The sequence below is a fragment of the Salegentibacter sp. T436 genome (genome assembly GCF_001932675.1).
Taxonomy (GTDB): Bacteria; Bacteroidota; Bacteroidia; order Flavobacteriales; family Flavobacteriaceae; genus Salegentibacter; species Salegentibacter agarivorans.
The window spans coordinates 1,301,761-1,323,410 of the sequence record NZ_CP012872.1; the positions used below are offsets into that span (position 1 = coordinate 1,301,761).

Here is a 21,650-nt window from a genome sequence, read left to right on the forward strand (position 1 = left end):
TCTATGGAAGCTACTGTTGTTAGAACAGGCACCGAAGGTAAAACCTGGGGTGGTGGTAATGAGCCTTTAAAGTCCAGTTATGGCAAAATGATGATGTGGTTTTTCATCGTTTCCGATGCACTTACCTTCTCTGGTTTTCTTGCAGCTTATGGGTTTTCCCGCTTTAAATTTATGGATTCGTGGCCAATTGCCGACGAAGTTTTTAATCACTTTCCATTCTTACACGGTGTAGATGCGCCAATGTATTATGTGGCATTAATGACTTTTATCCTTATTTTTTCTTCGGTAACCATGGTGTTGGCAGTAGATGCCGGCCACCAGTTAAATAAAGCCAAAGTTACTTTTTATATGTTCCTTACTATTATTGGGGGAATTATTTTCCTTGGTTCTCAAGCCTGGGAATGGAAAAATTTTATCAATGGAACTTATGGCGCGGTTTACACTAATGGAGGTAACGTTCTTCAGTTTATTGATGGCGACGGTCATAGGGTAGCACTGGCAGATATTGCTATCCCAGCAGCTTCAGATAGGGTGGAGCACGAATCTAAAAATGGAGTATGGTTTGAATCTGAAAAAGCTATGCCATCTTATTCTATAGAAGAAATAAAAGCTGGTTTTGCTGCAAATCCAGACCTTTTAATAAGAACACAAATAATGACCGAAGAGGGTGAAAAAACCATCCTTTCTCGTGAAGAATCTATTGCTAAATTAGATAATGAAGCCGCAGGAGTGGTAGAAGGTGCTAACCTTACCCGTAATGAATACGGCCCGCCATTATTTGGAGATTTTTTCTTCTTTATTACCGGTTTCCACGGTTTTCACGTTTTTACTGGGGTACTTATTAATATCGTAATTTTCTTTAATGTACTTCTTGGTACTTACGAGCGAAGAAAAAATTACGAAATGGTAGAGAAAGTTGGTCTTTACTGGCACTTTGTAGATTTAGTTTGGGTATTTGTTTTCACATTCTTTTACCTGGTATAATTTTAGAAAATATTAAAAATGGCACACGGTACAGCACATCATCACGAATCTAATACAAAGAAGATCTGGACGGTATTTGTAATCCTATCTATCGTTACACTTATAGAAGTTGTTTTAGGGATTTTTAAACCAGAATTTCTTACAAGAACTTCTTTTTTAAGTATGTCTCTTCTTAACTGGATATTTATAATTCTTACAATTTATAAAGCTTATTATATTGCCTGGTCTTTTATGCACCTTGAAGGCGAAACTAAAGGATTGCGAAGAGCAATTGTTTGGACCTCAGTTTTTCTTATAAGTTACCTTATTTTTATTCTTCTAACAGAAGGTGACTATATTTATGAGGTGTTTAAATCTAATCACGTAGCCTGGGATTTTTAATCTGGCTTAAAAGTTAAAAGTTTAGAGAAAGGCGGTTTTGTGATACCGTCTTTTTATTTTTGCACTCACTTCTATAGACCCGATTATGAAAAAGTTTTTAGTGCTTTTAGTGCTTTTTGCATTGCCTATTATTGCTTATATGTTTTTTGCTTCAGGTCAAAATAATTTCGCAAAATTACCTGTGTTAACTCCGGAAGTTAAAGATGTTTCTAAATTTGAAAGTCTTGATGGGGAGCCTATTAGTTTAGAAGATAAAATTAGCATTGTAGCTTTTTTTGGGAAAGATCTCGATAACCTAAAGGGAAACACATTTAATCTTGACCAGAAAATACTTGAAAAATATTACGAATTCAAAGATTTTCAGTTCGTAGTGGTATTACCACAAGAAGCCAGGGAAGAAGCTGAAAAATTTAAAGAAGAATTTAGCGGTATTTCTGAAACTGAAAAATGGGAATTCATTTTTGGAACTTCAGCACAGGTAGAAGAGGTGTTTGAAAGTTTCAACACTCCACACCAGCTTAATAATACTTATACGCCTTACGTTTTTATTGTAGATAAAGACCTTAATTTAAGAGGGCGTGATGAAGATGAAGATTTTGGAAAGGTTTATGGGTATGACTCCCGTTCGGTGGCAGAATTGAGTGATAAAATGAACGACGATGTAAAAGTTATTCTTGCTGAATACAGGCTGGCTTTAAAAAAGAACAACGCCGAAAGAAAAAACAATTAGCATGAAAAAAAAGTATTCTTATATAGGGCTTTCGCTTATCATTTTAATTTTCGGAATAATTGTTATTCCAAAAATAGTTGAAACGATTAGTAGCGATGAAGTAGTAAAATCTGACCGATTAAATATTAAAGGAGCCGACAAAAAATTGAATACCGATAAGGCACTTTCTTATATCGAAATAAACGGAAGAAAGAAAAAAGCCCCAGAATTTCAATTAATAAACCAGGATGGTGACACGGTTAGTAGTAAAGATTACCGTGGGAAGGTATATGTAGCCGAATTCTTTTTTACAACCTGCCCTACAATTTGCCCAATTATGAATCAAAACCTGGTAGAAGTTCAGGAAGAATTTAAAAATGAAGAAGATTTTGGAATTGCTTCATTTTCAATAGATCCAAAACATGATACACCAGAAGTTTTAAATGCTTATGCTGAAAATTATGGAATAGATCATCCCAACTGGAATCTATTAACCGGAGAAAAAGATTCCATTTACGGGCTGGCAAATGGCGGATATAATATTTATGCCGGTGAAAATAGTGAAGTTCCCGGTGGTTTTGCTCACCAGGGCCTTTTTGCGCTTGTTGATAAAGAAGGTTATATTAGATCACGTTTAGATAATTTTGGAAACCCAATAATTTATTATCGAGGATCTGTAGAAAGAAATAAATCGGTTGTAGAAGGTGAAGAAGAACCGCAAATTGATATTTTAATTGAAGATATTAAAAAACTACTGTGAGAAAAGCACTAACAAAAAGCGATAAAATTGCGGTGCCGGTAATAATTGCATTATCAATACTTGTGCCGGTTTTGGTACTTATTCTTATGTACCTCCCAGAGCGTTATAATATTTTTGGCGCACAAACAGGAACTTTCCCGTTTTTTCACGCGGTTTTAAATGGTTCTACGGCTGTTTTACTAATGCTTGGCTACTTCTTTATGAGTATTAAGGAATATAAACTGCATAGAAATGTGATGATCACCGCATTTGTACTTTCAGCCATATTTCTGGTGAGTTATGTGATCTCTAAAATTAGTAACGATCCCGTGCCTTATGGCGGAGAAGGAATTTTACGTCCTGTTTATTTCTTTATTTTAATTACGCATATAGTACTTTCAGCAATTATTGTTCCCCTGGTACTTTTTACCATGTATCGCGGCTTAACCGGCGAATATGATAAACACGCAAAAATTGCCCGCTGGACCTTTCCAATCTGGTCTTATGTTGCAATTACAGGGGTTTTGGTTTATATTTTTATGTTTCCGTATTATTAATTTTTCTTCTGAAGTAGTTTAAGTCTTAACAACTGCAAAGAGAGCTTAATAGTAAAATTTATTAAATTTGCATTTAGAAATTACTGCTATGAAAATCAGGTTTTTATTTATCTTTTTCTTTTTGCTGCTACTTCCTGAATTAGCTGAAGCACAATGTTCTATGTGCCGCGCAGTTTTAGAAAGCGATACCGATACCAGTGCTGCTGAAGGTATTAATAACGGGATTCTTTACCTAATGGCTTTTCCTTATTTGTTGGTGGGTGGCCTGGGATATTTTATATATCGTTCCCGAAAAAAAGCTAAGAAGTCTGGAAAGGCATAAGCAGCTTTTAAAATATTTTCTTCAATTATATGTAACATTTCCCTTTTCGTAGAGTCTTATGGGTGACACTTTTAGTTAAAAGTTAACAACCTGTAATTTTTCACTACGATGATAGAAATTAAAGATCTTCATAAATCCTATAAAATGGGTAGTAATTCACTACACGTTTTAAAAGGAATTAATTTTAGCGTTGCTGAAGGGGAACTCGTTTCTATCATGGGATCTTCAGGGTCTGGGAAATCTACTTTACTTAATATTTTAGGAATGCTAGATGAAGCCGATGGAGGCTCTTACACTTTAGATGGCGTTCCTATAAAAAATCTAAACGAAAAAATAGCGGCCCGGTACCGTAACAAATTTTTGGGTTTCATATTTCAATCCTTCAACCTTATTTCTTATAAAAACGCTCTGGATAATGTTGCGCTTCCGCTGTATTACCAGGGAATTAAACGTGGTGAACGTATAGATAAGGCAATGAGTTACCTTGAAAAGGTAGGTCTTGCAGATTGGGCAGGGCACTTACCCAATGAACTTTCTGGAGGGCAAAAGCAGCGTGTAGCAATTGCACGAGCACTTGCCAGCGATCCAAAAGTACTTTTAGCCGATGAACCTACGGGCGCCTTAGATTCAAAAACCTCTTACGAGGTGATGAATTTAATTCAGGAAATTAACGATGAAGGCCGCACCATACTTGTTGTAACACACGAACCCGATATTGCAGCAATGACCAAAAGAATCGTCAATTTAAAAGACGGTAGAATTATACAGGACACCCCCGTTAACCAGGTTAGAGCGCTACAAAATGTTTGATCTTGAACGTTGGGAAGAAATTTTTGAAACAATTCGTAAAAATAAATTACGAACGTTTCTAACCGGGCTTTCAGTGGCTTCGGGTATCTTTATTTTGGTAGTTCTTCTTGGAATTGGCGAAGGGATGCGTAATGGTATTGCGCAAGAGTTTGAAAGAGATGCCGCCAATATAATGTATGTCTATACCGGGGTGACTTCTAAAGAATATAAAGGCCTGAATCCCGGGAGAAGAATTCAGATGAAAAATGAAGACTTCAATTACACTGCTGTTAAATATCAGGACGATTTAGAATATAGATCTTCTATCTACAGAATTTGGAATGGAATAGTGAATTTTGGAAAAGAATCTGGTTCCTATCGTGTAGAAGGTGTTTATCCAGATTATCAGTTTCTGGAAAACAGTGGGATGGTGGAAGGAAGATTTGTAAATTTTAAAGACCATCAAAATTTCGAAAAAGTTGTAGTTGTTGGTAATAAAGTACGCAACGATCTTTTTAAAGACAAAAAAGATCCCATTGGTGAGTATGTTCAAATTTCAGGAGTAAATTTTAAAGTAATAGGTGTTTTTACCGATCCGGGTGGGGAAAGAGAAGAAAGTAGGGTTTTTATGCCACTTTCTACCGCACAACGTGTTTTTGGAGGCGGTAATAATATTGCAAATATGGCTTTTACCTTAGAGCCTGCAGAAAACTTTGAAGCAGCCCTGGCCGCTTCTACTCGTTTTTCTGAAGCTATAGAAAATCAGTTAAAAGAAACCCACACCATAGCGCCAGACGATGAAAGTGCCATTAGCATTAATAACTCTCTGGAAAATGCCAAGCGTTTCTTCGATCTTATGGATATGATAAAATTCTTTTTCTGGGGAGTTGGTATTTGTACTATTATAGCCGGAATTGTTGGTGTAAGTAATATTATGCTCATAATTGTAAAAGAAAGAACCAGGGAAATTGGAATTAGAAAAGCACTCGGCGCCGAGCCACTTTCTATAGTTGGAATGGTACTTCACGAATCTATTTTTGTAACCGCAATTGCTGGGTTTATAGGTTTAATTGCCAGTTTGTTACTATTGGAGTTTGTGGGTCCGCTTATAGAAACCCAGTATATTTCCAATCCTTCGGTTAATTTCAATGTAGCCCTTACTACCGTTTTTATCCTGGTTTTGGCCGGTGCAATCGCCGGATTTTTCCCTGCTTGGAGAGCCGCGAGAATTAGACCTATTGTAGCATTAAGAGACGAATAATATGTTTAGCAGGGATAAATGGAACGAGATAATTGAAGCCTTAAGTGCTAACTGGTTTAGAACTTTACTTACGGCTTTTGGGGTAATGTGGGGAATTTTCATCCTGGTTATTTTACTGGCTGCCGGTAAAGGGTTTGAAAATGGCGTAAAACAAGGTTTTGGAGGTATAGCTACCAATACTATGTTTATGTGGACACAAACGGCTTCTAAACCTTATAAAGGCCTTCCCAAAGGCAGGCGCTATAATTTTAAAACTTCTGATGTTGAAGCCTTGCGGGAAAATGTACCTGGACTTAGGTTTATATCTCCCAGGAACCAGTTAGGGGGCTTTGGTGGAAATAACAATGTGGTTCGCGGTTTACAAACCGGTGCCTTTAACGTGTATGGAGATTATCCCGAAATCATTCAGCAGGAGCCTATGGATGTTACTTCTGGAAGGTTTATTAATTATCTGGATATTCAGGAAAAGCGTAAAGTTGCCATAATTGGTGAAGGGGTAAGGCGCGAATTGTACGAAAAGGAGGAAGAAGTCCTGGGAACTTATCTCAAAATTAATGGTGTAAATTTTATGGTAATTGGCACATACAAAAAGAAAGGTGGCGGAGGTGGAAATTCAGAAGAAGCACAGAAAGAAATTTATGTGCCCTTTACGGCTTTTTCCCAGGCTTTTAATATGGGAGATACCGTAGGTTGGATGGCGATCACTGCCGAAGATGAAAATTCTATTACCAGCTTAAAATCCAGCGTTTTAGATCTCATAAAGAGCAGGCATTCTATTCATCCTGAAGATGATAGAGCCGTAGGTAATTTTGATTTATACGAAGAATTCAACAAAATAAACGGTTTGTTTATAGCCTTAAAAGCAGTGGCTTATTTTGTAGGGATTTTAGTACTGCTATCAGGGATAATTGGAATTAGCAATATTATGCTCATTGTAGTAAAAGAAAGAACCAACGAGATTGGGGTTAGGCGTGCACTTGGCGCCACACCCTGGTCTATTAGGGGGCAAATTTTAATGGAATCTATTTTTCTTACCATAATTTCAGGAATGGCAGGGATTATTTTTGCCACCGGAATTATTGCCGCAATAAATTATGCCTTAAGCGGTATGGATACTTCAGAAATGATGTTTGCCAATCCAAGTGTAGATCTGGGAGTGGTACTTACTGCTTTAATGATTTTAATTTGCTCTGGCTTGCTGGCCGGGCTTATTCCGGCGCAAAACGCAATTAAGATCAAGCCTGTAGATGCTCTTAGAACCGAATAACTAGAAAAAAATAAAGAATACAAATTCAATCAAAAAATGAAAAAAACAGTTACCATCTCAATTTTAGTATTGATCGCCGTGGTTTTTGTAGGGGCGTTATACTATTTGTTTCAAAAAAATCAGGAAGATCCTACGGTTTATGAAACCGAGCAGGCTTCAATGGAAACCATCGTGAAGAAAACGGTGGCAACGGGAAATATTGTTCCGAAAGAAGAAGTGCTAATAAAGCCGAATATTTCAGGAATTATAGATGAAATATATATTGAGGCCGGGGAGAAAGTGAAGGCGGGTGACCTTATTGCCAAAATTAGGGTGATCCCCAATGTAAATTCATTACAAAGTGCGAAAGATGCCGTAGCTACAGCGAGGATCAATTTAGAAAATGAAAAGAAAACCTTTGAAAGACAGAAATCTTTGTTTGAAAAAGGGGTGATTTCTCAAAACGATTTTGATAATGCTGAAGCTAATTTTAAAAGGATGCAGCAAAACTTCCGCTCTGCCGAGCAGAATTTTGAAATTGTTCAAACCGGTACCACAAGCGGTATTGGTAGTGCAGCCAACACGCTTATAAGATCTACTGTAGATGGAATGGTGCTGGATGTTCCGGTTAAAGTAGGAAACCAGGTTATTGAAAGTAACAACTTTAACGATGGTACTACCTTAGCCACGCTTGCCGATGTTAACGAAATGATTTTTGAAGGAAAAGTTGATGAAAGTGAAGTGGGGAAAATTAAAGAAGATTTACCGCTTGAAGTAACTGTGGGTGCTATAGAAAATAAAACTTTTAATGCCATTTTAGATTATATAGCACCAAAAGGTGTAGACGAAAACGGAGCCATTCAGTTTGAAATAAAAGGAACTTTAGATAAAGCCGATACTACCTTTATTCGTGCCGGTTTAAGTGCAAATGCCTCTATTATTTTAGACCGGGCAGACGAGGTTTTAGCAATTAAAGAAGCACTTGTTCAATTTGACCCAGACAGCCAGAAGCCTTTTGTAGAAGTACAAACCGGAGACCAGGAATTTGAAAGACGGGATTTGGAATTAGGAATAAGTGATGGTATTCAGGTTCAGGTAATAAATGGCATTTCTAAAGACGATAAAATTAAGGTTTGGAATATTGTAAAACCTAGTCCGGAGTTTGCCGGTAATTAGATTTTTAATTCAAAATGTAACAAGTTTAGAATTTCATAGACTCATCAACTACAATTCCTATTATGAAAAAATACAGCTTACTAATCATATTTTTATTTTCTGCTTTAGTGGTAAAAGCACAGGAAGGCAAAAAGTGGACCCTCCAGGAGTGTGTTAATTATGCCCTGGAAAATAATATTTCAGTAAAACAAAGCGAACTCGATGTGGAGTTGACAGATCTTGGTAGAAGAGACGCAATTGGTAATTTTCTGCCTAATATAAATGCATCTGCAACAAATTCCTGGAATACGGGTCTTACCCAAAACGTAACTACTGGAGTTTTACAAACGCAAACCACCAGAAACTTTTCTGCAGGAGTAACTGCAAGTCTAAACCTTTTTGATGGGCTAAGAAACTTTAAACAATTGCAACGTTCAAAGATATCTGAACTTGCCAGCCAGTATGCGCTAGACAGGATGAAAGATGATATTACGTTGTTTGTAGCAGATTCTTATTTACAGGTGCTTTTTAACAAGCAAAACCTGGAAATTCTTAGAATGCAAAATGAAGTTACCCAGGAACAAATGGAAAGAACCAGGGAACTCGTAGAAGCCGGTTCTTTACCGCAGGGAGATCTTTTGGAAATTGAAGCTACCAATGCCGATGAAAGACAGCGAATAATTGTGGCCCAAAACAATATTAGAATTTCTCTTATAAGTTTAGCTCAAACCCTGCTTTTTAAAGATTATGAGAATTTTGATATCGTAGAAAGAGATTATAATATTTTTGGAACCGAAATTCTAGATAATCCAGTAGAGGATATAGTAGAACAGGCTAAAGAAGAACGTTCTGAAATTAAAATTGCTGAAGCAAACCGTGAACTTGCTCAAAAAGACGTAGAGATTGCCAAAGGAGCTTACTACCCAAGTGTAGGAGCTTTCTTTAACTATAATACCAGGGAATCTGGACAGGGAAGAATAGTGGGTGCAGAAATAGATCCTAACGATCCTACCCGCGAGATTGGTGTGGTAGAAGAAACCGGTGACATTGTTGTGGCACCAAATACGCTTACTACAATTGGTAGCCCGCTGCCATTTTTTGAACAATTACAACGCAACGATGGTATGACTTACGGGGTTCAGGTTAGTGTACCAATTTTTAGCGGATTTGCCACCAGGAACCAGGTAAGAAGAAGCCAGGTAAATGCCAGGCGTGCGGAATATGAATTGGAGCAGGCAGAATTAGATCTTGAAGCGAATGTTTATCAGGCTTATGTAGATGCCGAAGGAGCTTTTGAAGCTTACGAAGCGGCCCTGGTTGCAGCAAACGCGCAAGAGCAGGCTTTTGAATATTCTACACAACGTTTTGATGTGGGAATTTCTAATGCTTTTGAATTTAGCCAGGCAAAATTGAGATATGAAAATGCACAAAGTGAAGTGCTAAGAACTAAATACGATTACATTTTTAAACTAAAAGTACTTGAATTATATTTTGGAGTACCGGTGACCGATCTTAAATTTTAAACCATGAAGAAAAAGACTCTTTTTATAATTATCGGAATTGCTCTCGCGCTTATTGTCTTGCTTATAGTAGGAAAAAAAGCCGGTTGGTTTGGTAAATCTGGCAATTTTAAAGAAGTAGAAATAACCAAAATAGAACCTATAGATATTATAGAAACAGTTTCGGCTACGGGAAAAATTCAACCGGAAATTGAAGTAAAACTTTCTTCAGAAGTTTCAGGAGAAATAATAGAACTTCCCGTGGTTGAAGGTCAGGCGGTAGAAAAAGGTGATCTATTGGTGAGGGTAAATCCAGATATTTACCAATCTAACGTAAATAGAGCCCAGGCAGGATTAGAAACTTCAAGAGCAAATTATTCGCAAGCCCAGGCAAGTTTAAAACAAGCTGAAGCTAACTATAACCGAAACAAAAGCTTGTTTGAAAAGGGTGTAATTTCTAAAGCAGAATGGGACAGGATCGTTTCAGAATATGAAGTAGCACAGGCCAATAAAGAATCTGCTTATTACAATATGCAAAGTACAGCGGCTACGGTAAAAGAAGCTACAGATAACCTTGGACGTACCAATATTTACGCGCCTATGAGCGGAACCATTTCAAAACTTGATGCCGAACTTGGTGAAAGAGTTGTTGGAACCCAGCAAATGGCCGGTACCGAAATTCTTAGGGTGGCCAATCTAACCAATATGGAAGTGGAAGTAGATGTAAACGAGAATGATATTGTAAAAGTACAGGTAGGAGATTCTACAATTGTTGAAGTTGATGCCTATTTAGGAAAAGAATTCAGCGGAATTGTTACTGAAATTTCTAACTCGGCTGATGCTGCTCTTACTACAGACCAGGTAACTAATTTTAAAGTTAAAGTTCGTATAATAGAACAATCTTACAAACAGCTTTTAGCGGGAAAAGATGAGAATTATTCTCCATTTAGACCGGGGATGACAGCTACTGTAGATATAATTACCAATAGAAAAGACAATATAATTGGAGTGCCTATTAGTGCTATCGTGATTAAAAATGATACCACGGCAGGTAAGAATCAAGATCAAAAATATGAGGCGGTTTTTCTAAAAGAAGGAGAAAAAGCCGAACTTAGAAAAGTTACCACTGGAATCCAGGACGATAGTAATATCGAAATTACCGAAGGCCTGGAGGAAGGGGAGACGGTAATAACCGGCCCTTATAATACCGTGACAAAAAGCCTGAAAGAAGGTGATGATGTTGAGGTGACTAATAAATAGGAATAAGAAAAATTTGAAGATTTGGCATTAATACTTTGCTTAGAAACCGCTACTACAAACTGCTCTGTGGCACTTTCAAAAGATGGCGTTCAACTTGCGCTTAAAGAAGATATGAGTAACAATTATTCGCACGCCGAGAAGTTACACGTTTTTATAGATGAAATTCTAAAAGAAAATAATTTAACGGTCACAGATCTTGATGCCATAGCAGTAAGTAAAGGGCCGGGTTCTTACACCGGACTTAGAATTGGCGTTTCTACCGCCAAAGGCTTATGTTTTTCATTAGATATTCCATTAATTTCTATCGCTACGCTCGCTTCTTTAGCAGCGCAGGTAAAACTGGAGAAAGGATATATAATTCCGATGTTAGATGCGCGTAGAATGGAAGTTTATTCAGCAGTCTTTGATCAAAATTTGAAGAATATTAGAGAAACCAAAGCTGAAGTTTTAGCTGAAAATTCTTTTATTGATTTTCTCGAAAAAGATAAAACGGTATTTATAGGAAACGGTGTAGAAAAGTTTGAAGCGATTTGTAAACATGCTAACGCTGAATTTATATCAGATAAATTACCCTCTGCACGGGAAATGTGCAGTTTGGCGGAAGCTAAATACAAAATAAGCGACACCGAAGATGTCGCTTATTTTGAACCTTATTATTTAAAAGACTTTATTGCCGGGTAACTAATCGGCGATATTCGAATTGTTGTTATCCTGTTTTTGTGCTGATTTCTTTTCTATCGTACCATTCATTTTAGTTTGGTCGTAGAGGTAAACATCACGCTGAGGATAAGGAATTGTCATTCCGGCTTCTTCCAGTCTAATTTTTCCTTCTTCAATCATATACCAGTGAAGATCCCAGAATTTACTGTTTTCGGCAAAATATCTAACTGAAAAGTTTACAGAATCGGCACCGAGTTCAGCTACAATAATTTGTGGTGGCGGGTCTTTAAGCACATCTTCCTGCTCTTCAACAAGATCTCTAAGTACCTGCTTAGCCTTTTTCAAATCATCATCGTAAGAAATTCCAAAACTTAAGGTTTCCCTTCTTGTACCATTATGACTGTAATTAATAATATTATCGTTGCTTAATTCGCCGTTTGGAATTACTGCACGTTGATTTCCAAAAGTGTCTAATTTGGTATAGAATAAGGAAATTTCTACAACAGTACCTGAAACCCCTTGAACTTCTATCCAGTCACCGACTTTAAAGGGTTTTAATATTATAAGAAGTACACCGCCGGCGAGATTAGATAGCGAGCCCTGCATAGCAAGACCAATGGCTAAACCGGCCGCACCAATTGCGGCAACCAAAGATGCGCTTTCTACACCTAATTGGGTAATAAAAAGTACAAAAAGAATGATGCGAAGTCCCCACTTTACAGCATTTATAGTGAAGATTTCTAAGGTTTCATCAAAATTTTTCTTTTTAAATAATTTGTCTAAGTATTTAACAATAAGACCAATTACCCAAAGCCCAATAATAAGCAGCGCAAGTGCTCCTAATAACGTTGGCAGATAATCTATTAATTTTTCTGCGTATTCTTTCGCGATGGCGCCCCAATCGTTTAATTTATCCATTATATCAATTATTTTTCAAGCAACAAATTGACTATAAATATTTTATTTATCAGAACCTTTATTGTTTAATTTTTGTTAAAATTGTTTAATTTTTTTAATAGATTCTACTACGGAGTTTAAAGGAAGATCGCATTTACCATCACTGCATATGTAAATTAAATCTTTATTATTTTTAAATCTCGATTTTAAAAGTTCTACTTCTGATTCACGGAGGCTTCCTGCAAACACAGTATGCGGAAAGTATTCTTCCTGAAGTTCTTTTCTTATTCCCAGTGCATTTTTGCTAGTAATTGCGACTTCATAAAAATTTCCAGTGAAATTAAGCATTAAATTCAGCCAGTTGGCGTAGGATTGCGGCTGGGTCTCTATTTGGGGTTGAACGGTTTTAAGCATTTTTTCAGCTAAATTGTAATAATCCCGGTTTCCGGTTATTTTAGAGATTTTAAATAAATTCTTAGCCATAACGGAATTTGAAGCCGGCATTACATTATCGTTTAATTCATAATTTCTGGTGATTAGCGCTTCATCTTTGGAAGAAGTAAAATAGAATAAGCCGGTTTTTTCATCTTGGAAATCTTCAAAACAAACCTCAGTTAATTTTTCGGCAATTTCCAGCCATTTTTCATCAAAAGTAACTTCGTATAAATTTTTAAAAGCCTCGGTACAAAAAACATAATCTTCCAGATAAGCATTTATAGAACTTTTTCCGTTATTGTAATTATGCCATAGCCTGTAGTCTTTTTTAAACTGATATTCCTGAAGAAACTCAGCATTTTTAAGAGCTTTTTCTAAGAATTCCTGGTTACCAAAAGCTTTGTAAGCGTCTACGTAGCCGGTAAGCATTAAAGCGTTCCAGGACGTTAGGCTTTTATCATCTAATCCCGGTTTTGTTCTTTTATCACGTTCTTTTTTTAAAATTTTAGTCCAATTTTCTTTTTTAGATTCCAGTTCAGATAAACTGAGATCAAATTCATCAGCTATGGTTTCATCATTTTTAGACCTGATAAGAACATAATTATTCTCCTCCCATTTTCCGGAAGAATTTATATTATAATAAGCTTCAAAAATTGGAAAATCTTCTTTTAAAAGTTCCTGTAAGTTCTCTTTTTTCCAAACGTAATAAGCGCCTTCGGTTTTATTTCCGTTTTCATTTTCACTATCGGCATCTAAAGCCGAGTAAAAAGCGCCTGTAGTATCGGTAAGTTCTTCCTCTATAAAATTTAGGGTTTTAAAAACTACTTCTTTATACCAATTATCTTTAGTGAATGAATAGGCTTTGCTATATAAACTTACCAGTTGGGCATTATCATAGAGCATTTTTTCAAAATGAGGTACGTGCCATCGCTCATCTACCGAGTAACGCGAAAATCCACCGCCTATGTGGTCAAAAACGCCGCCATAAGAGATTTTATTAAGGCTGTGAAGAGTATGTTCCAAAACGGCTTTATTTTCTAACTGCACGCCGCTACGCAATAAAAATTTCTGGTTTACCGGAAGCATAAATTTTGGTGCCCCGCGGGAACCACCATTTTTTTTATCGAAGCCATTTTGCCATTTTTCAAGAATTTCATTTAGAAAATCTTTGCTGAACGGCGTTTCTTCTTCAGGAATTTCTATGAGTTGCAATTGTTGCAGCCCTTCTTCAAGCCGTGAAGCATATGCTTTCATATCCCCCGGCTTGGTTTGGTAAAGTCCTGAAAGTTGTTTTAAAGCGTCTTTCCATTGCTCTTTTCTAAAATACGTTCCGCCCCAAACTGGCCTGCCGTCGGGGAGGGCAACAATATTCATAGGCCAACCGCCGGCACCGGTCATTACCTGTACCGCATTCATATAAACCTGGTCTATATCTGGACGTTCTTCGCGGTCAACTTTTATATTTATAAAATGCTGGTTCATAATTTCGGCTACACTTTCATCTTCAAAACTTTCGTGCTCCATCACGTGACACCAATGGCAGGCAGAATAGCCTACGCTAATAAGCAATAATTTATCTTCTTCTCGCGCTTTTTTTAAAGTTTGGGAATTCCAGGCCTCCCAGTTTACGGGATTATGTGCGTGTTGTAAAAGGTAGGGACTGGTCTCGTTTATTAGGCTATTGGTGAATTTTGGTGTGGTCATGGTTATTTTTTAAAATGAAAAAGCTCCCTGGAATCCCAGAGAGCCTTGCTAATTTCTTGAGCTAAAATTAATTGACTTCAAAAGAGATTTTTACATTAACCCTAAATTCGGTAATGTTTTCTCCATTCACAAGTGCGCTTTGCTCTTTAACATAAACCGATTTTATATTTTTCACAGTTTTCGCGGCGTGCTTCACTGCTTTCTTCGTGGCATCTTCCCAGCTTTCGGTAGAATTTGCCAGGATCTCAATAACTTTTACAATAGACATAATAGATTGGTTTTAAAATGTTAGTATTCAATTAACTAAAGATAGCCTTAATTTCTTCGAAAACTAAATTGAAACTAAAAAATAGGGGTTATTACCAGTAAATTACGGGCCTACTTCTTCTAAAATTTCTGCGGAATGATTTAAGCTTTACATTATTAATTAAAGTTTTAATAACCTTCATAAAAACGATATAAGGAAAAAATCACTGATTTTTGCAGGTTAAAAGGAAGTTATTCGCATGCAGGATGTTTATTTAATAATTCTGGGAATTTTATTTATTCTGGCCATCACCGATTTGGTGGTTGGGGTTAGTAACGATGCTATTAATTTCCTGAATTCTGCCATTGGTTCTAAAGCGGTTTCCCTTAGGTCTATCCTTATTATTGCGAGTCTTGGTGTGGCGGTGGGCGCTATATTTTCCAGTGGATTAATGGAGGTAGCAAGAAAAGGAATTTTTCTTCCGCAAGAATTCTATTTTGAAGAGATCATGGTCATATTTATGGCCGTTATGATTACTGATGTTTTGCTGTTGGATTTCTTCAATTCTATGGGTTTGCCAACATCTACAACGGTTTCCATTATGTTTGAATTATTAGGAGCAGCCGTAAGTGTCGCCTTAATCAAAATTTTTAACACTACTAACGATATTTCGCACCTGGTAAACTTTATAAACGTTGAAAAAGCTTCTGAAGTTATTTTCGGAATTCTTATTGCCATAGTTATTGCTTTTATTACGGGTGCTGTAGTGCAGTATTTTTCACGTTTGGTATTTTCTTTTAAATATGAAAAAAGACTGAGGTTTGCCGGGGTTATTTTTGGAGGGGTTTCTCTTGCCGCGATCTTCTATTTTATCCTCATAAAAGGCCTTAACAGTATGGCTTTTGTTTCAGATCACTTTGTAGACGATGTAAATGAGAATCGAATACAGATTATTATTTTTAGTCTGCTTGGTTTTACTATGCTCTCTAAAATTCTTATTAGTTTTTTTAGGGTAAATATTCTTAAAATAATTGTGATGGTAGGTACGTTTGCGCTGGCCCTGGCCTTCGCCGGAAACGATTTGGTGAATTTTATTGGGGTGCCAATAGCAGCCTGGCAATCTTACGAAATATGGAGCGTTTCTGGAGTTTCGGCTTCTCAATTATTAATGAGTGATCTCGCCGGCAGCGTTCCCACACCAGAGATAATCCTCATTTTTGCGGGGGGAGTTATGGTACTTACCTTGTGGTTTTCAGGAAAAGCAAGGGCCGTGGTAGATACCGGTGTAAAGCTTTCCCGGCAAAATGAGGGGGCAGAACCGTTTGGAGCTAATTATTTATCCCGAACCATTGTTAGGTATTCTATAATGTTTGGTGCTGCAGTGTCAGATGTACTTCCGCAGAAGGTTAGAAAGCAGATAAATAACCAGTTTGAAACTCCAAAGACTAAAAATCAGCCCAGGGAAATAGCACCACCCGCATTCGATTTGGTGAGGGCTTCGGTGAATTTGGTGGTAGCCAGTATTCTAATTTCCATGGGAACTAATTGGCAACTTCCGCTTTCTACCACTTACGTTACCTTTATGGTGGCCATGGGTACTTCTTTGGCCGATAGGGCCTGGAACCAGGAAAGTGCCGTTTACAGGGTGGCGGGAGTTTTAAATGTAATTGGAGGTTGGTTTGTTACGGCTTTGGTGGCTTTTTTAGGAGCTGCAATTTTTGCCGCAATAATTTATTATGGAGGTTTAATTGCTATAGCCGTCTTGGTTTCTATAACCGCTTTTTTTATCGTTAAGAATACACTCTCTCACGCTAAAAAAGCTAAAGCCGATAAGCGCCAGAAAAGGTATAAACGAACCGATATAATTACTATTAACGAAATTACTGCAGAAAGCTCTGTAAATATCTCCCAGGTAATTTCTGGGATTAGTAAACGCTATACCAAAACCGTAGATAACCTGGGTTATCACGATTTAGGAAAACTAAAGAAGAATAATAAGAAAGTTGGAGAGCTTGAAAGCGAAGTAGATGATTTAAAAGGAAATATCTATTACTTTATAAAATCGCTAGACGAAGATTCAATTGAAGCAAGCCGATTTTATATTCATTTGCTGGATTATTTGCAGGAAATGGTAAACTCTACCCGATACATTACCAGAAACTCTTTTGAACACGTAAATAACAATCACAAAAACCTAAAATTTAACCAGATTAGGGATTTGAAAAAGATTGATAGAAAACTTCAGGAGTTATTTGGAGAGATAAAATACACCTTTGATGAACACGACTTTGAGCGCTTAGACAATATTCTTGCTGAAAAGCAACAGTTGCTAGATATGGTTTCAGAAATGATAGAGAAACAGATCACACGAATAAGGACTTCAGAAAGCAGTCCTAAAAACACAAAACTTTATTTTGGGTTTTTACTGGAGTCTAAAGACCTTATTTCGTCTACCCTTAATCTAATTCAGTTATTCAGAGAATTTTATGTGGAAGCGAAGTCTACGCTTTAACGTTTAAAGAATTATCCGTTTACTGCTTCTACATAATCTACTTTTCCGCGTAGCATATCCCTTAGCATTGTTTCAATTCCACTTTTAAGCGTCATTGTAGAAGAAGGACAACCACTACAAGCTCCCTGAAGAATTACTTTTACGGTTTTATTATCGGCATTATAAGAATCAAAAAGGATGTTTCCACCATCGCTGGCAACCGCAGGTTTAATATATTCATCAAGAATTGCGATAACTTGTTTAGAAGTATCGTCAAGATCTTTAATTTCCTGGCTTACCTCTGGATTTGCCGGATGGCTCGCTGCTTCAGTTTGTTGTGGTACCGAGGCTTCGGCTTTTAAAACTTCTTTCCCATCCTGTAGGTAATTAGTAATGAATTCTCTTAACTCCAGGGTGATTTCCTCCCATTGTGCAACATCATACTTATGGATAGAAACGTAATTAGAATCTATAAATACTGCTTTTACAAATGGAAAATGAAAAAGTTGTTGCGCAAGTGGCGCATCTTTAGCTTCATCAATATTTTTAAACTCGGCAGTTTTTAAAACCAGTTTTTTGTTGGCTACAAACTTCATTACGCCCGGGTTGGGAGTACTTTCAGCATAAACCGTAACCGGAACATTCTTGGCGTCCTTGGTGTCTTCTTTTACAACTACACCGCCTTTATTTAAAAATTCTTCTATTTGCGAGGCAACTTCTTCCTGTACATCATCCCATTCCACTATATCATATTTTTCTATCGCGATAAAATTTTGAGCGATATAAACCGTTTTTACAAATGGTAAATAAAATAACTGCTGGGCTATAGGAGATTTGGATGCTTCATCAATATTTTTAAACTCGTGATTCTCGTGCCGGGTAAGAAATTTGTTAGTTTCAAATTTAATGATTCCCGGTTTGTTGGTGGCTTGTATATTTATGGTGAAATTGCTCATATCATTTTTTTTGCAAAAGTACTAAAGAAAACTTAGTTAATCTATATCTTTACCTTTCTTATGGGGATTAGAACTTTATTTAGTGGGGATTATAATGTTTTTTTAAGAGCTAATCAAATTAGCTTAATTATTAAATTTATCTTCTTAATATTATTTGTTTTTTTAACCGGCTCGTCGGTGAAGTCACAGGAGGTAATTCCTATATACTCAGATTATTTAACCGATAATCTTTTTCTTCTTCATCCTTCTATGGCCGGTGCTGCTAATAGAAATCAAATTAGACTTACGGCCAGACAGCAATGGTTTGACGTAGAAAATGCACCTAGCTTACAAACCCTTGCGGTTAATGGCCGGGTAGGAGATAAGCTTGGGATTGGTGGAATTGTTTTCAACGACCAAAACGGGAATTTTTCTAAAATAGGTGCTTATGGAACCGTAGCCTATCATTTACTTTTTTCCAGAAGTGAACTGGACCTGAATCAACTTTCTTTTGGAATTAGTGCCGGGATTGTTCAGCATAGATTAGATCAAAGTGGATTTACCGAATTTGATCCTATTGTAAGTGGGAGTAATGTTTCTGACATCTTCGGAAATATGGATATTGGAGTCTCTTATTATTATTTAGATTTTTATGCACACCTGGCTGCAAAAAATTTAATTTCAGTAAGACGTGAATTATTTTATTCTGATGCTGTGCCCAGCAATCAGCGTAAATATTTATTCTCTACGGGTTATGTTTTTGATAATAATAATGATTGGAGTTATGAGCCTTCAATTTTATATCAGTTACGGGAAGCTACAAACGAGATGAATATAGATTTAAATATGAAAGTGTATCGGGAAGTTGATTTCGGGCAACTATGGGGCGGGGTTTCCTATAGAAACAGTTTTGAAGGTGCCGAATATACTACGGATGGTAACGAAATTGAAAGTCAGCAGCTGCGGTATATTACCCCTTTTGTAGGCCTGGATTACAAAAATTTTATGTTTGGCTATACTTTTAGCTACCAGTTTAACTCGGTGGTTTTAAGTAATAATGGTTTTCATCAAATTACCATTGGCTACGATTTTGGAAAGAGTAGAGGGCGTTGGGATTGTAAATGCCCCGCTATTAATTAAAAGTCCAGGTAAGAGACTTTATAGCCATTTTTTTCAGCTTCAGTTAAATTCTCCAGAACTTTAGGATTGGTATTGCTGAAAAATTCCGGGATAGGTTTTTGAGAAGGCACTTCCGTTATTAATAAATTATTTTCGTTAAGAATAGATTTTGTTTGTCTGGCCACTGCTTCTCCCGAATCTATAATTATAACATCTTTTGGCATTAATTCTTTTAAAATAGGAATAAGGTAGGGATAGTGACTACAACCCAACACCAGGTAATCTATTTTATTTACTAAAAACGGCTCCAGGAGTCTGAGTAAATGGCTTCTCATTTGGGGAGAATCTAAATCTCCTGCTTCAATAAGTTCTACCAGGCCGCGACCTTCTACTTCAACCACATTAATATTTCTGGCATAAAAATCTGATGTTTTTGAGAAAAGTGTGCTGGTTAAGGTTCCACGGGTAGCCAAAATACCTATAGTTTTGGTTTTGGTATTTAGTGCAGCGGGTTTAATAGCCGGTTCAATCCCTATAAAAGGAAATGCATATTCATTTCTAAGGTCTTTAATGGCGTTTGTAGTAGCGGTGTTGCAGGCAACCACAATAATTTTGGCGCCCATTTCCAGCAATTTTTCAGTATTTTTTCGACTTAAATTTTTAATATCTTCAATAGGTTTTTCGCCGTATGGAGCGTTTTTACTATCGGCGAGGTAGATGGTTTTTTCAAAGGGAAGTAGCTCGTGAATTTCTCTCCAAATGGAAGTTCCCCCTACACCAGAATCAAAAATACCTATGGGTTGCAAATTGCTCATTGATACAAAAATAAAAACTGCGCCTGGAAAGGACGCAGTTTTTAATCTTTATTTATGTATTGGGTGAATATTACATTCCCAATTCAGCTTTTACATCTGTCATAAGATCTTTACCATCGGCAAGAATTACTCCTGTTCCTGTAGTAGAGTCAAGTACATAATCAAATCCTTGTTCTCTTGCTACTTTTTGGATAGCTTCACGAGCTTTTTCAATTACCGGTCTAATTAGATCGTTTTCTTTCTTTTGAAGTTCCTGACGAGCTCTCTGGCTGTGCTCCTGAATTCTTCTTTCAGTTGCCTGAAGTTCGCTTGCTCTTTTTGCATTTTCTTCTTCTGTTACTGTTTCAGCTTCAGATTGGTAACGTTGCATCGTGTTTTGAGCTTCAGTAAGCATGTCTTTAATCTCTGCATCGTAAGTTTTCTCTAACTTCTCAAGTTGAGACATTGCATCTTTATAAGCAGGCATAGTTTCTACAAGCTCCTGGGTTGCGATGTGAGCAACTTTGCTTTGTGCGTTTGTAAATGCAGTAGCTCCTATGGTTAATGCAAGGGCTATAAAAAGTGTTCTGAATTGTTTCATTTTAATTGATATTAATTGTTTAAGTATTAAGGTTTAAAATTATTTAGTTTATGGTGTCTTTTCTATTTCGTGCCGCTTCTATAGAATCTCTTTTTTGTTTTCTTTCCTTTAAAATTCTTTCCCGGCGTTCTTCAAAAGCTTTTTGTCTGGCTTCTTTAATAGAGTCTTGTTTTTTTCTGCGTTCTTCTATTAAGGCTTCGCGTTCGCTTTTACGATCTTCAATAGCTTGTTCGCGTTGGCTTAATTCTTCATCTTCCTCTGCTGTACGCGCTTCAGCTCTCTCAAGTTCTCGTTCTTCCTGTTTTGTTTCAATTTGTTTACGGTTAGAAGCTCTGTTAATACTTCTTAGAACCTGGTCACTTAAATCAAAGCGTTTTTTTGCAAATAACATACCCGATTCAGCATTACGGTCAAATATAAAATCGAAATCCCTGTTTTCACCTATTTCCTGCAGGGCGTTAAAAACCTGATCCTGGATTGGCTTTATTAATTGCCTCTTTTGAATCATGTAATCACCTTTCGGGCCAAAACGTTTCTGCTCGTAATTTGTAGCCTGCTCTTGCTGGTAAGCGATCTCTTCTTCCCGTTCTTCAATTAGTTGGGGAGTGAGTAACGCCCGTTCATTTTGCAGCCTGGTTTTCATTTCACTAATTTCGTTTCGCTTTTGCTCAATTTCGTTTCGCCATTCTTTTACTCGCTCGTCTAATTGAGATGAAGCTTGCTGATATTCTGGAACATTTTCAAGGATGTATTCCATATCCACAAAGCCTATATTTATTGGCTTTTGAGCGCTTGCCCCCAATCCAATAAAAATAAAAAGTGTGAATAAAAATGTTCTTTTAAGCATACTTAAATCGAATATAGA

At 36.9% G+C, this 21,650-nt stretch carries 22 protein-coding genes; 15 read left to right on the top strand and 7 right to left on the bottom strand.

All coding sequences use genetic code 11. The annotated features are described in order from the left end of the window. The first annotated feature begins 3 nt into the window (after window positions 1-3). The 13 genes from AO058_RS05755 (at window position 4) to tsaB (ending at window position 11,583) form a co-directional block, all read left to right on the top strand. Window positions 4-984 (top strand): cytochrome c oxidase subunit 3, encoded by a 981-nt coding sequence (locus AO058_RS05755; RefSeq protein WP_075325660.1) that lies wholly within the window; start codon window positions 4-6, stop codon window positions 982-984. An 18-nt stretch (window positions 985-1,002) separates the two neighbouring features. Continuing rightward, complete coding sequence (locus AO058_RS05760) at window positions 1,003-1,365, top strand: cytochrome C oxidase subunit IV family protein (RefSeq protein WP_075325661.1); 363 nt, start codon at window positions 1,003-1,005, stop codon at window positions 1,363-1,365. 85 nt (window positions 1,366-1,450) lie between these two features. Beyond that, a complete protein-coding gene (locus AO058_RS05765) occupies window positions 1,451-2,095 on the top strand; it encodes a hypothetical protein (protein ID WP_075325662.1) in 645 nt (214 codons plus the stop codon). 1 nt (window position 2,096) lies between these two features. Continuing rightward, entirely contained in the window at window positions 2,097-2,834 is a 738-nt protein-coding gene (locus tag AO058_RS05770; protein WP_075325663.1) for an SCO family protein, read from the top strand. Further along, the gene (locus tag AO058_RS05775) at window positions 2,831-3,370 is read left to right on the top strand and encodes a DUF420 domain-containing protein (protein WP_075325664.1); all 540 of its coding nucleotides are present in this window, start codon (window positions 2,831-2,833) and stop codon (window positions 3,368-3,370) included. The genes AO058_RS05770 and AO058_RS05775 overlap by 4 nt, the downstream gene beginning before the upstream one ends. 88 nt (window positions 3,371-3,458) lie before the next feature. Next, window positions 3,459-3,692 (top strand): hypothetical protein, encoded by a 234-nt coding sequence (locus AO058_RS05780; protein WP_075325665.1) that lies wholly within the window; start codon window positions 3,459-3,461, stop codon window positions 3,690-3,692. Window positions 3,693-3,800: 108 nt separating this feature from the next. Continuing rightward, window positions 3,801-4,502 (top strand): ABC transporter ATP-binding protein, encoded by a 702-nt coding sequence (locus AO058_RS05785; RefSeq protein WP_075325666.1) that lies wholly within the window; start codon window positions 3,801-3,803, stop codon window positions 4,500-4,502. Continuing rightward, the gene (locus tag AO058_RS05790) at window positions 4,495-5,742 is read left to right on the top strand and encodes an ABC transporter permease (RefSeq protein WP_075325667.1); all 1,248 of its coding nucleotides are present in this window, start codon (window positions 4,495-4,497) and stop codon (window positions 5,740-5,742) included. The genes AO058_RS05785 and AO058_RS05790 overlap by 8 nt, the downstream gene beginning before the upstream one ends. Before the next feature lies 1 nt (window position 5,743). Continuing rightward, complete coding sequence (locus tag AO058_RS05795) at window positions 5,744-7,009, top strand: ABC transporter permease (RefSeq protein ID WP_075325668.1); 1,266 nt, start codon at window positions 5,744-5,746, stop codon at window positions 7,007-7,009. Between the two features lie 36 nt (window positions 7,010-7,045). Further along, window positions 7,046-8,164 (top strand): efflux RND transporter periplasmic adaptor subunit, encoded by a 1,119-nt coding sequence (locus AO058_RS05800; RefSeq protein WP_075325669.1) that lies wholly within the window; start codon window positions 7,046-7,048, stop codon window positions 8,162-8,164. Window positions 8,165-8,226: 62 nt separating this feature from the next. Then, on the top strand, window positions 8,227-9,666 hold the full coding sequence (locus AO058_RS05805; RefSeq protein WP_075325670.1) for a TolC family protein: 1,440 nt from the start codon (window positions 8,227-8,229) through the stop codon (window positions 9,664-9,666). Between the two features lie 3 nt (window positions 9,667-9,669). Further along, window positions 9,670-10,902, top strand: a complete 1,233-nt coding sequence (locus AO058_RS05810) for an efflux RND transporter periplasmic adaptor subunit (RefSeq protein ID WP_075325671.1) — start codon at window positions 9,670-9,672, stop codon at window positions 10,900-10,902. Between the two features lie 21 nt (window positions 10,903-10,923). Continuing rightward, window positions 10,924-11,583, top strand: coding sequence for a tRNA (adenosine(37)-N6)-threonylcarbamoyltransferase complex dimerization subunit type 1 TsaB (gene tsaB / locus AO058_RS05815; RefSeq protein WP_075325672.1), 660 nt, complete (start codon window positions 10,924-10,926; stop codon window positions 11,581-11,583). Here the strand turns inward: tsaB and AO058_RS05820 are convergent, their stop codons facing one another. From AO058_RS05820 to AO058_RS05830, 3 genes are all read right to left on the bottom strand, one after another. Continuing rightward, entirely contained in the window at window positions 11,584-12,480 is an 897-nt protein-coding gene (locus AO058_RS05820; protein WP_075325673.1) for a mechanosensitive ion channel family protein, read from the bottom strand. A gap of 75 nt (window positions 12,481-12,555) precedes the next feature. After that, entirely contained in the window at window positions 12,556-14,598 is a 2,043-nt protein-coding gene (locus AO058_RS05825) for a thioredoxin domain-containing protein (RefSeq protein ID WP_075325674.1), read from the bottom strand. A 67-nt stretch (window positions 14,599-14,665) separates the two neighbouring features. After that, a complete protein-coding gene (locus AO058_RS05830) occupies window positions 14,666-14,866 on the bottom strand; it encodes a dodecin family protein (RefSeq protein ID WP_075325675.1) in 201 nt (66 codons plus the stop codon). 238 nt (window positions 14,867-15,104) lie between these two features. Here AO058_RS05830 and AO058_RS05835 point away from each other — a divergent pair, with 238 nt between their 5' ends. Then, window positions 15,105-17,357 (top strand): inorganic phosphate transporter, encoded by a 2,253-nt coding sequence (locus AO058_RS05835; protein WP_075325676.1) that lies wholly within the window; start codon window positions 15,105-15,107, stop codon window positions 17,355-17,357. Between the two features lie 11 nt (window positions 17,358-17,368). Here the strand turns inward: AO058_RS05835 and AO058_RS05840 are convergent, their stop codons facing one another. Further along, window positions 17,369-18,292 carry a NifU family protein gene (locus tag AO058_RS05840; RefSeq protein WP_075325677.1) on the bottom strand — a complete coding sequence of 308 codons (924 nt, stop codon included), beginning with the start codon at window positions 18,290-18,292 and terminating at the stop codon, window positions 17,369-17,371. A 177-nt stretch (window positions 18,293-18,469) separates the two neighbouring features. Here AO058_RS05840 and AO058_RS05845 point away from each other — a divergent pair, with 177 nt between their 5' ends. Beyond that, on the top strand, window positions 18,470-19,411 hold the full coding sequence (locus tag AO058_RS05845; protein WP_232228894.1) for a PorP/SprF family type IX secretion system membrane protein: 942 nt from the start codon (window positions 18,470-18,472) through the stop codon (window positions 19,409-19,411). Here the strand turns inward: AO058_RS05845 and murI are convergent. The 3 genes from murI to AO058_RS05860 all read right to left on the bottom strand — a co-directional run bounded on the left by murI (window position 19,408) and on the right by AO058_RS05860 (window position 21,632). Further along, complete coding sequence (gene murI, locus AO058_RS05850) at window positions 19,408-20,205, bottom strand: glutamate racemase (protein WP_075325678.1); 798 nt, start codon at window positions 20,203-20,205, stop codon at window positions 19,408-19,410. The genes AO058_RS05845 and murI overlap by 4 nt on opposite strands. 70 nt (window positions 20,206-20,275) lie before the next feature. Then, window positions 20,276-20,785 carry an OmpH family outer membrane protein gene (locus AO058_RS05855; protein ID WP_075325679.1) on the bottom strand — a complete coding sequence of 170 codons (510 nt, stop codon included), beginning with the start codon at window positions 20,783-20,785 and terminating at the stop codon, window positions 20,276-20,278. 43 nt (window positions 20,786-20,828) lie between these two features. Further along, on the bottom strand, window positions 20,829-21,632 hold the full coding sequence (locus AO058_RS05860; RefSeq protein WP_075325680.1) for an OmpH family outer membrane protein: 804 nt from the start codon (window positions 21,630-21,632) through the stop codon (window positions 20,829-20,831). Window positions 21,633-21,650: the final 18 nt, after the last annotated feature.

Coding starts and splice junctions, on each gene's coding strand:
- AO058_RS05755 (WP_075325660.1), top strand. CDS start 4: ATGGAAGCTACTGTTGTTAGAACAGGCACCGAAGGTAAAACCTGGGGT.
- AO058_RS05760 (WP_075325661.1), top strand. CDS start 1,003: ATGGCACACGGTACAGCACATCATCACGAATCTAATACAAAGAAGATC.
- AO058_RS05765 (WP_075325662.1), top strand. CDS start 1,451: ATGAAAAAGTTTTTAGTGCTTTTAGTGCTTTTTGCATTGCCTATTATT.
- AO058_RS05770 (WP_075325663.1), top strand. CDS start 2,097: ATGAAAAAAAAGTATTCTTATATAGGGCTTTCGCTTATCATTTTAATT.
- AO058_RS05780 (WP_075325665.1), top strand. CDS start 3,459: ATGAAAATCAGGTTTTTATTTATCTTTTTCTTTTTGCTGCTACTTCCT.
- AO058_RS05785 (WP_075325666.1), top strand. CDS start 3,801: ATGATAGAAATTAAAGATCTTCATAAATCCTATAAAATGGGTAGTAAT.
- AO058_RS05790 (WP_075325667.1), top strand. CDS start 4,495: ATGTTTGATCTTGAACGTTGGGAAGAAATTTTTGAAACAATTCGTAAA.
- AO058_RS05795 (WP_075325668.1), top strand. CDS start 5,744: ATGTTTAGCAGGGATAAATGGAACGAGATAATTGAAGCCTTAAGTGCT.
- AO058_RS05800 (WP_075325669.1), top strand. CDS start 7,046: ATGAAAAAAACAGTTACCATCTCAATTTTAGTATTGATCGCCGTGGTT.
- AO058_RS05805 (WP_075325670.1), top strand. CDS start 8,227: ATGAAAAAATACAGCTTACTAATCATATTTTTATTTTCTGCTTTAGTG.
- AO058_RS05810 (WP_075325671.1), top strand. CDS start 9,670: ATGAAGAAAAAGACTCTTTTTATAATTATCGGAATTGCTCTCGCGCTT.
- AO058_RS05820 (WP_075325673.1), bottom strand. CDS start 12,480: ATGGATAAATTAAACGATTGGGGCGCCATCGCGAAAGAATACGCAGAA.
- AO058_RS05825 (WP_075325674.1), bottom strand. CDS start 14,598: ATGACCACACCAAAATTCACCAATAGCCTAATAAACGAGACCAGTCCC.
- AO058_RS05830 (WP_075325675.1), bottom strand. CDS start 14,866: ATGTCTATTGTAAAAGTTATTGAGATCCTGGCAAATTCTACCGAAAGC.
- AO058_RS05835 (WP_075325676.1), top strand. CDS start 15,105: ATGCAGGATGTTTATTTAATAATTCTGGGAATTTTATTTATTCTGGCC.
- AO058_RS05840 (WP_075325677.1), bottom strand. CDS start 18,292: ATGAGCAATTTCACCATAAATATACAAGCCACCAACAAACCGGGAATC.
- murI (WP_075325678.1), bottom strand. CDS start 20,205: ATGAGCAATTTGCAACCCATAGGTATTTTTGATTCTGGTGTAGGGGGA.
- AO058_RS05855 (WP_075325679.1), bottom strand. CDS start 20,785: ATGAAACAATTCAGAACACTTTTTATAGCCCTTGCATTAACCATAGGA.
- AO058_RS05860 (WP_075325680.1), bottom strand. CDS start 21,632: ATGCTTAAAAGAACATTTTTATTCACACTTTTTATTTTTATTGGATTG.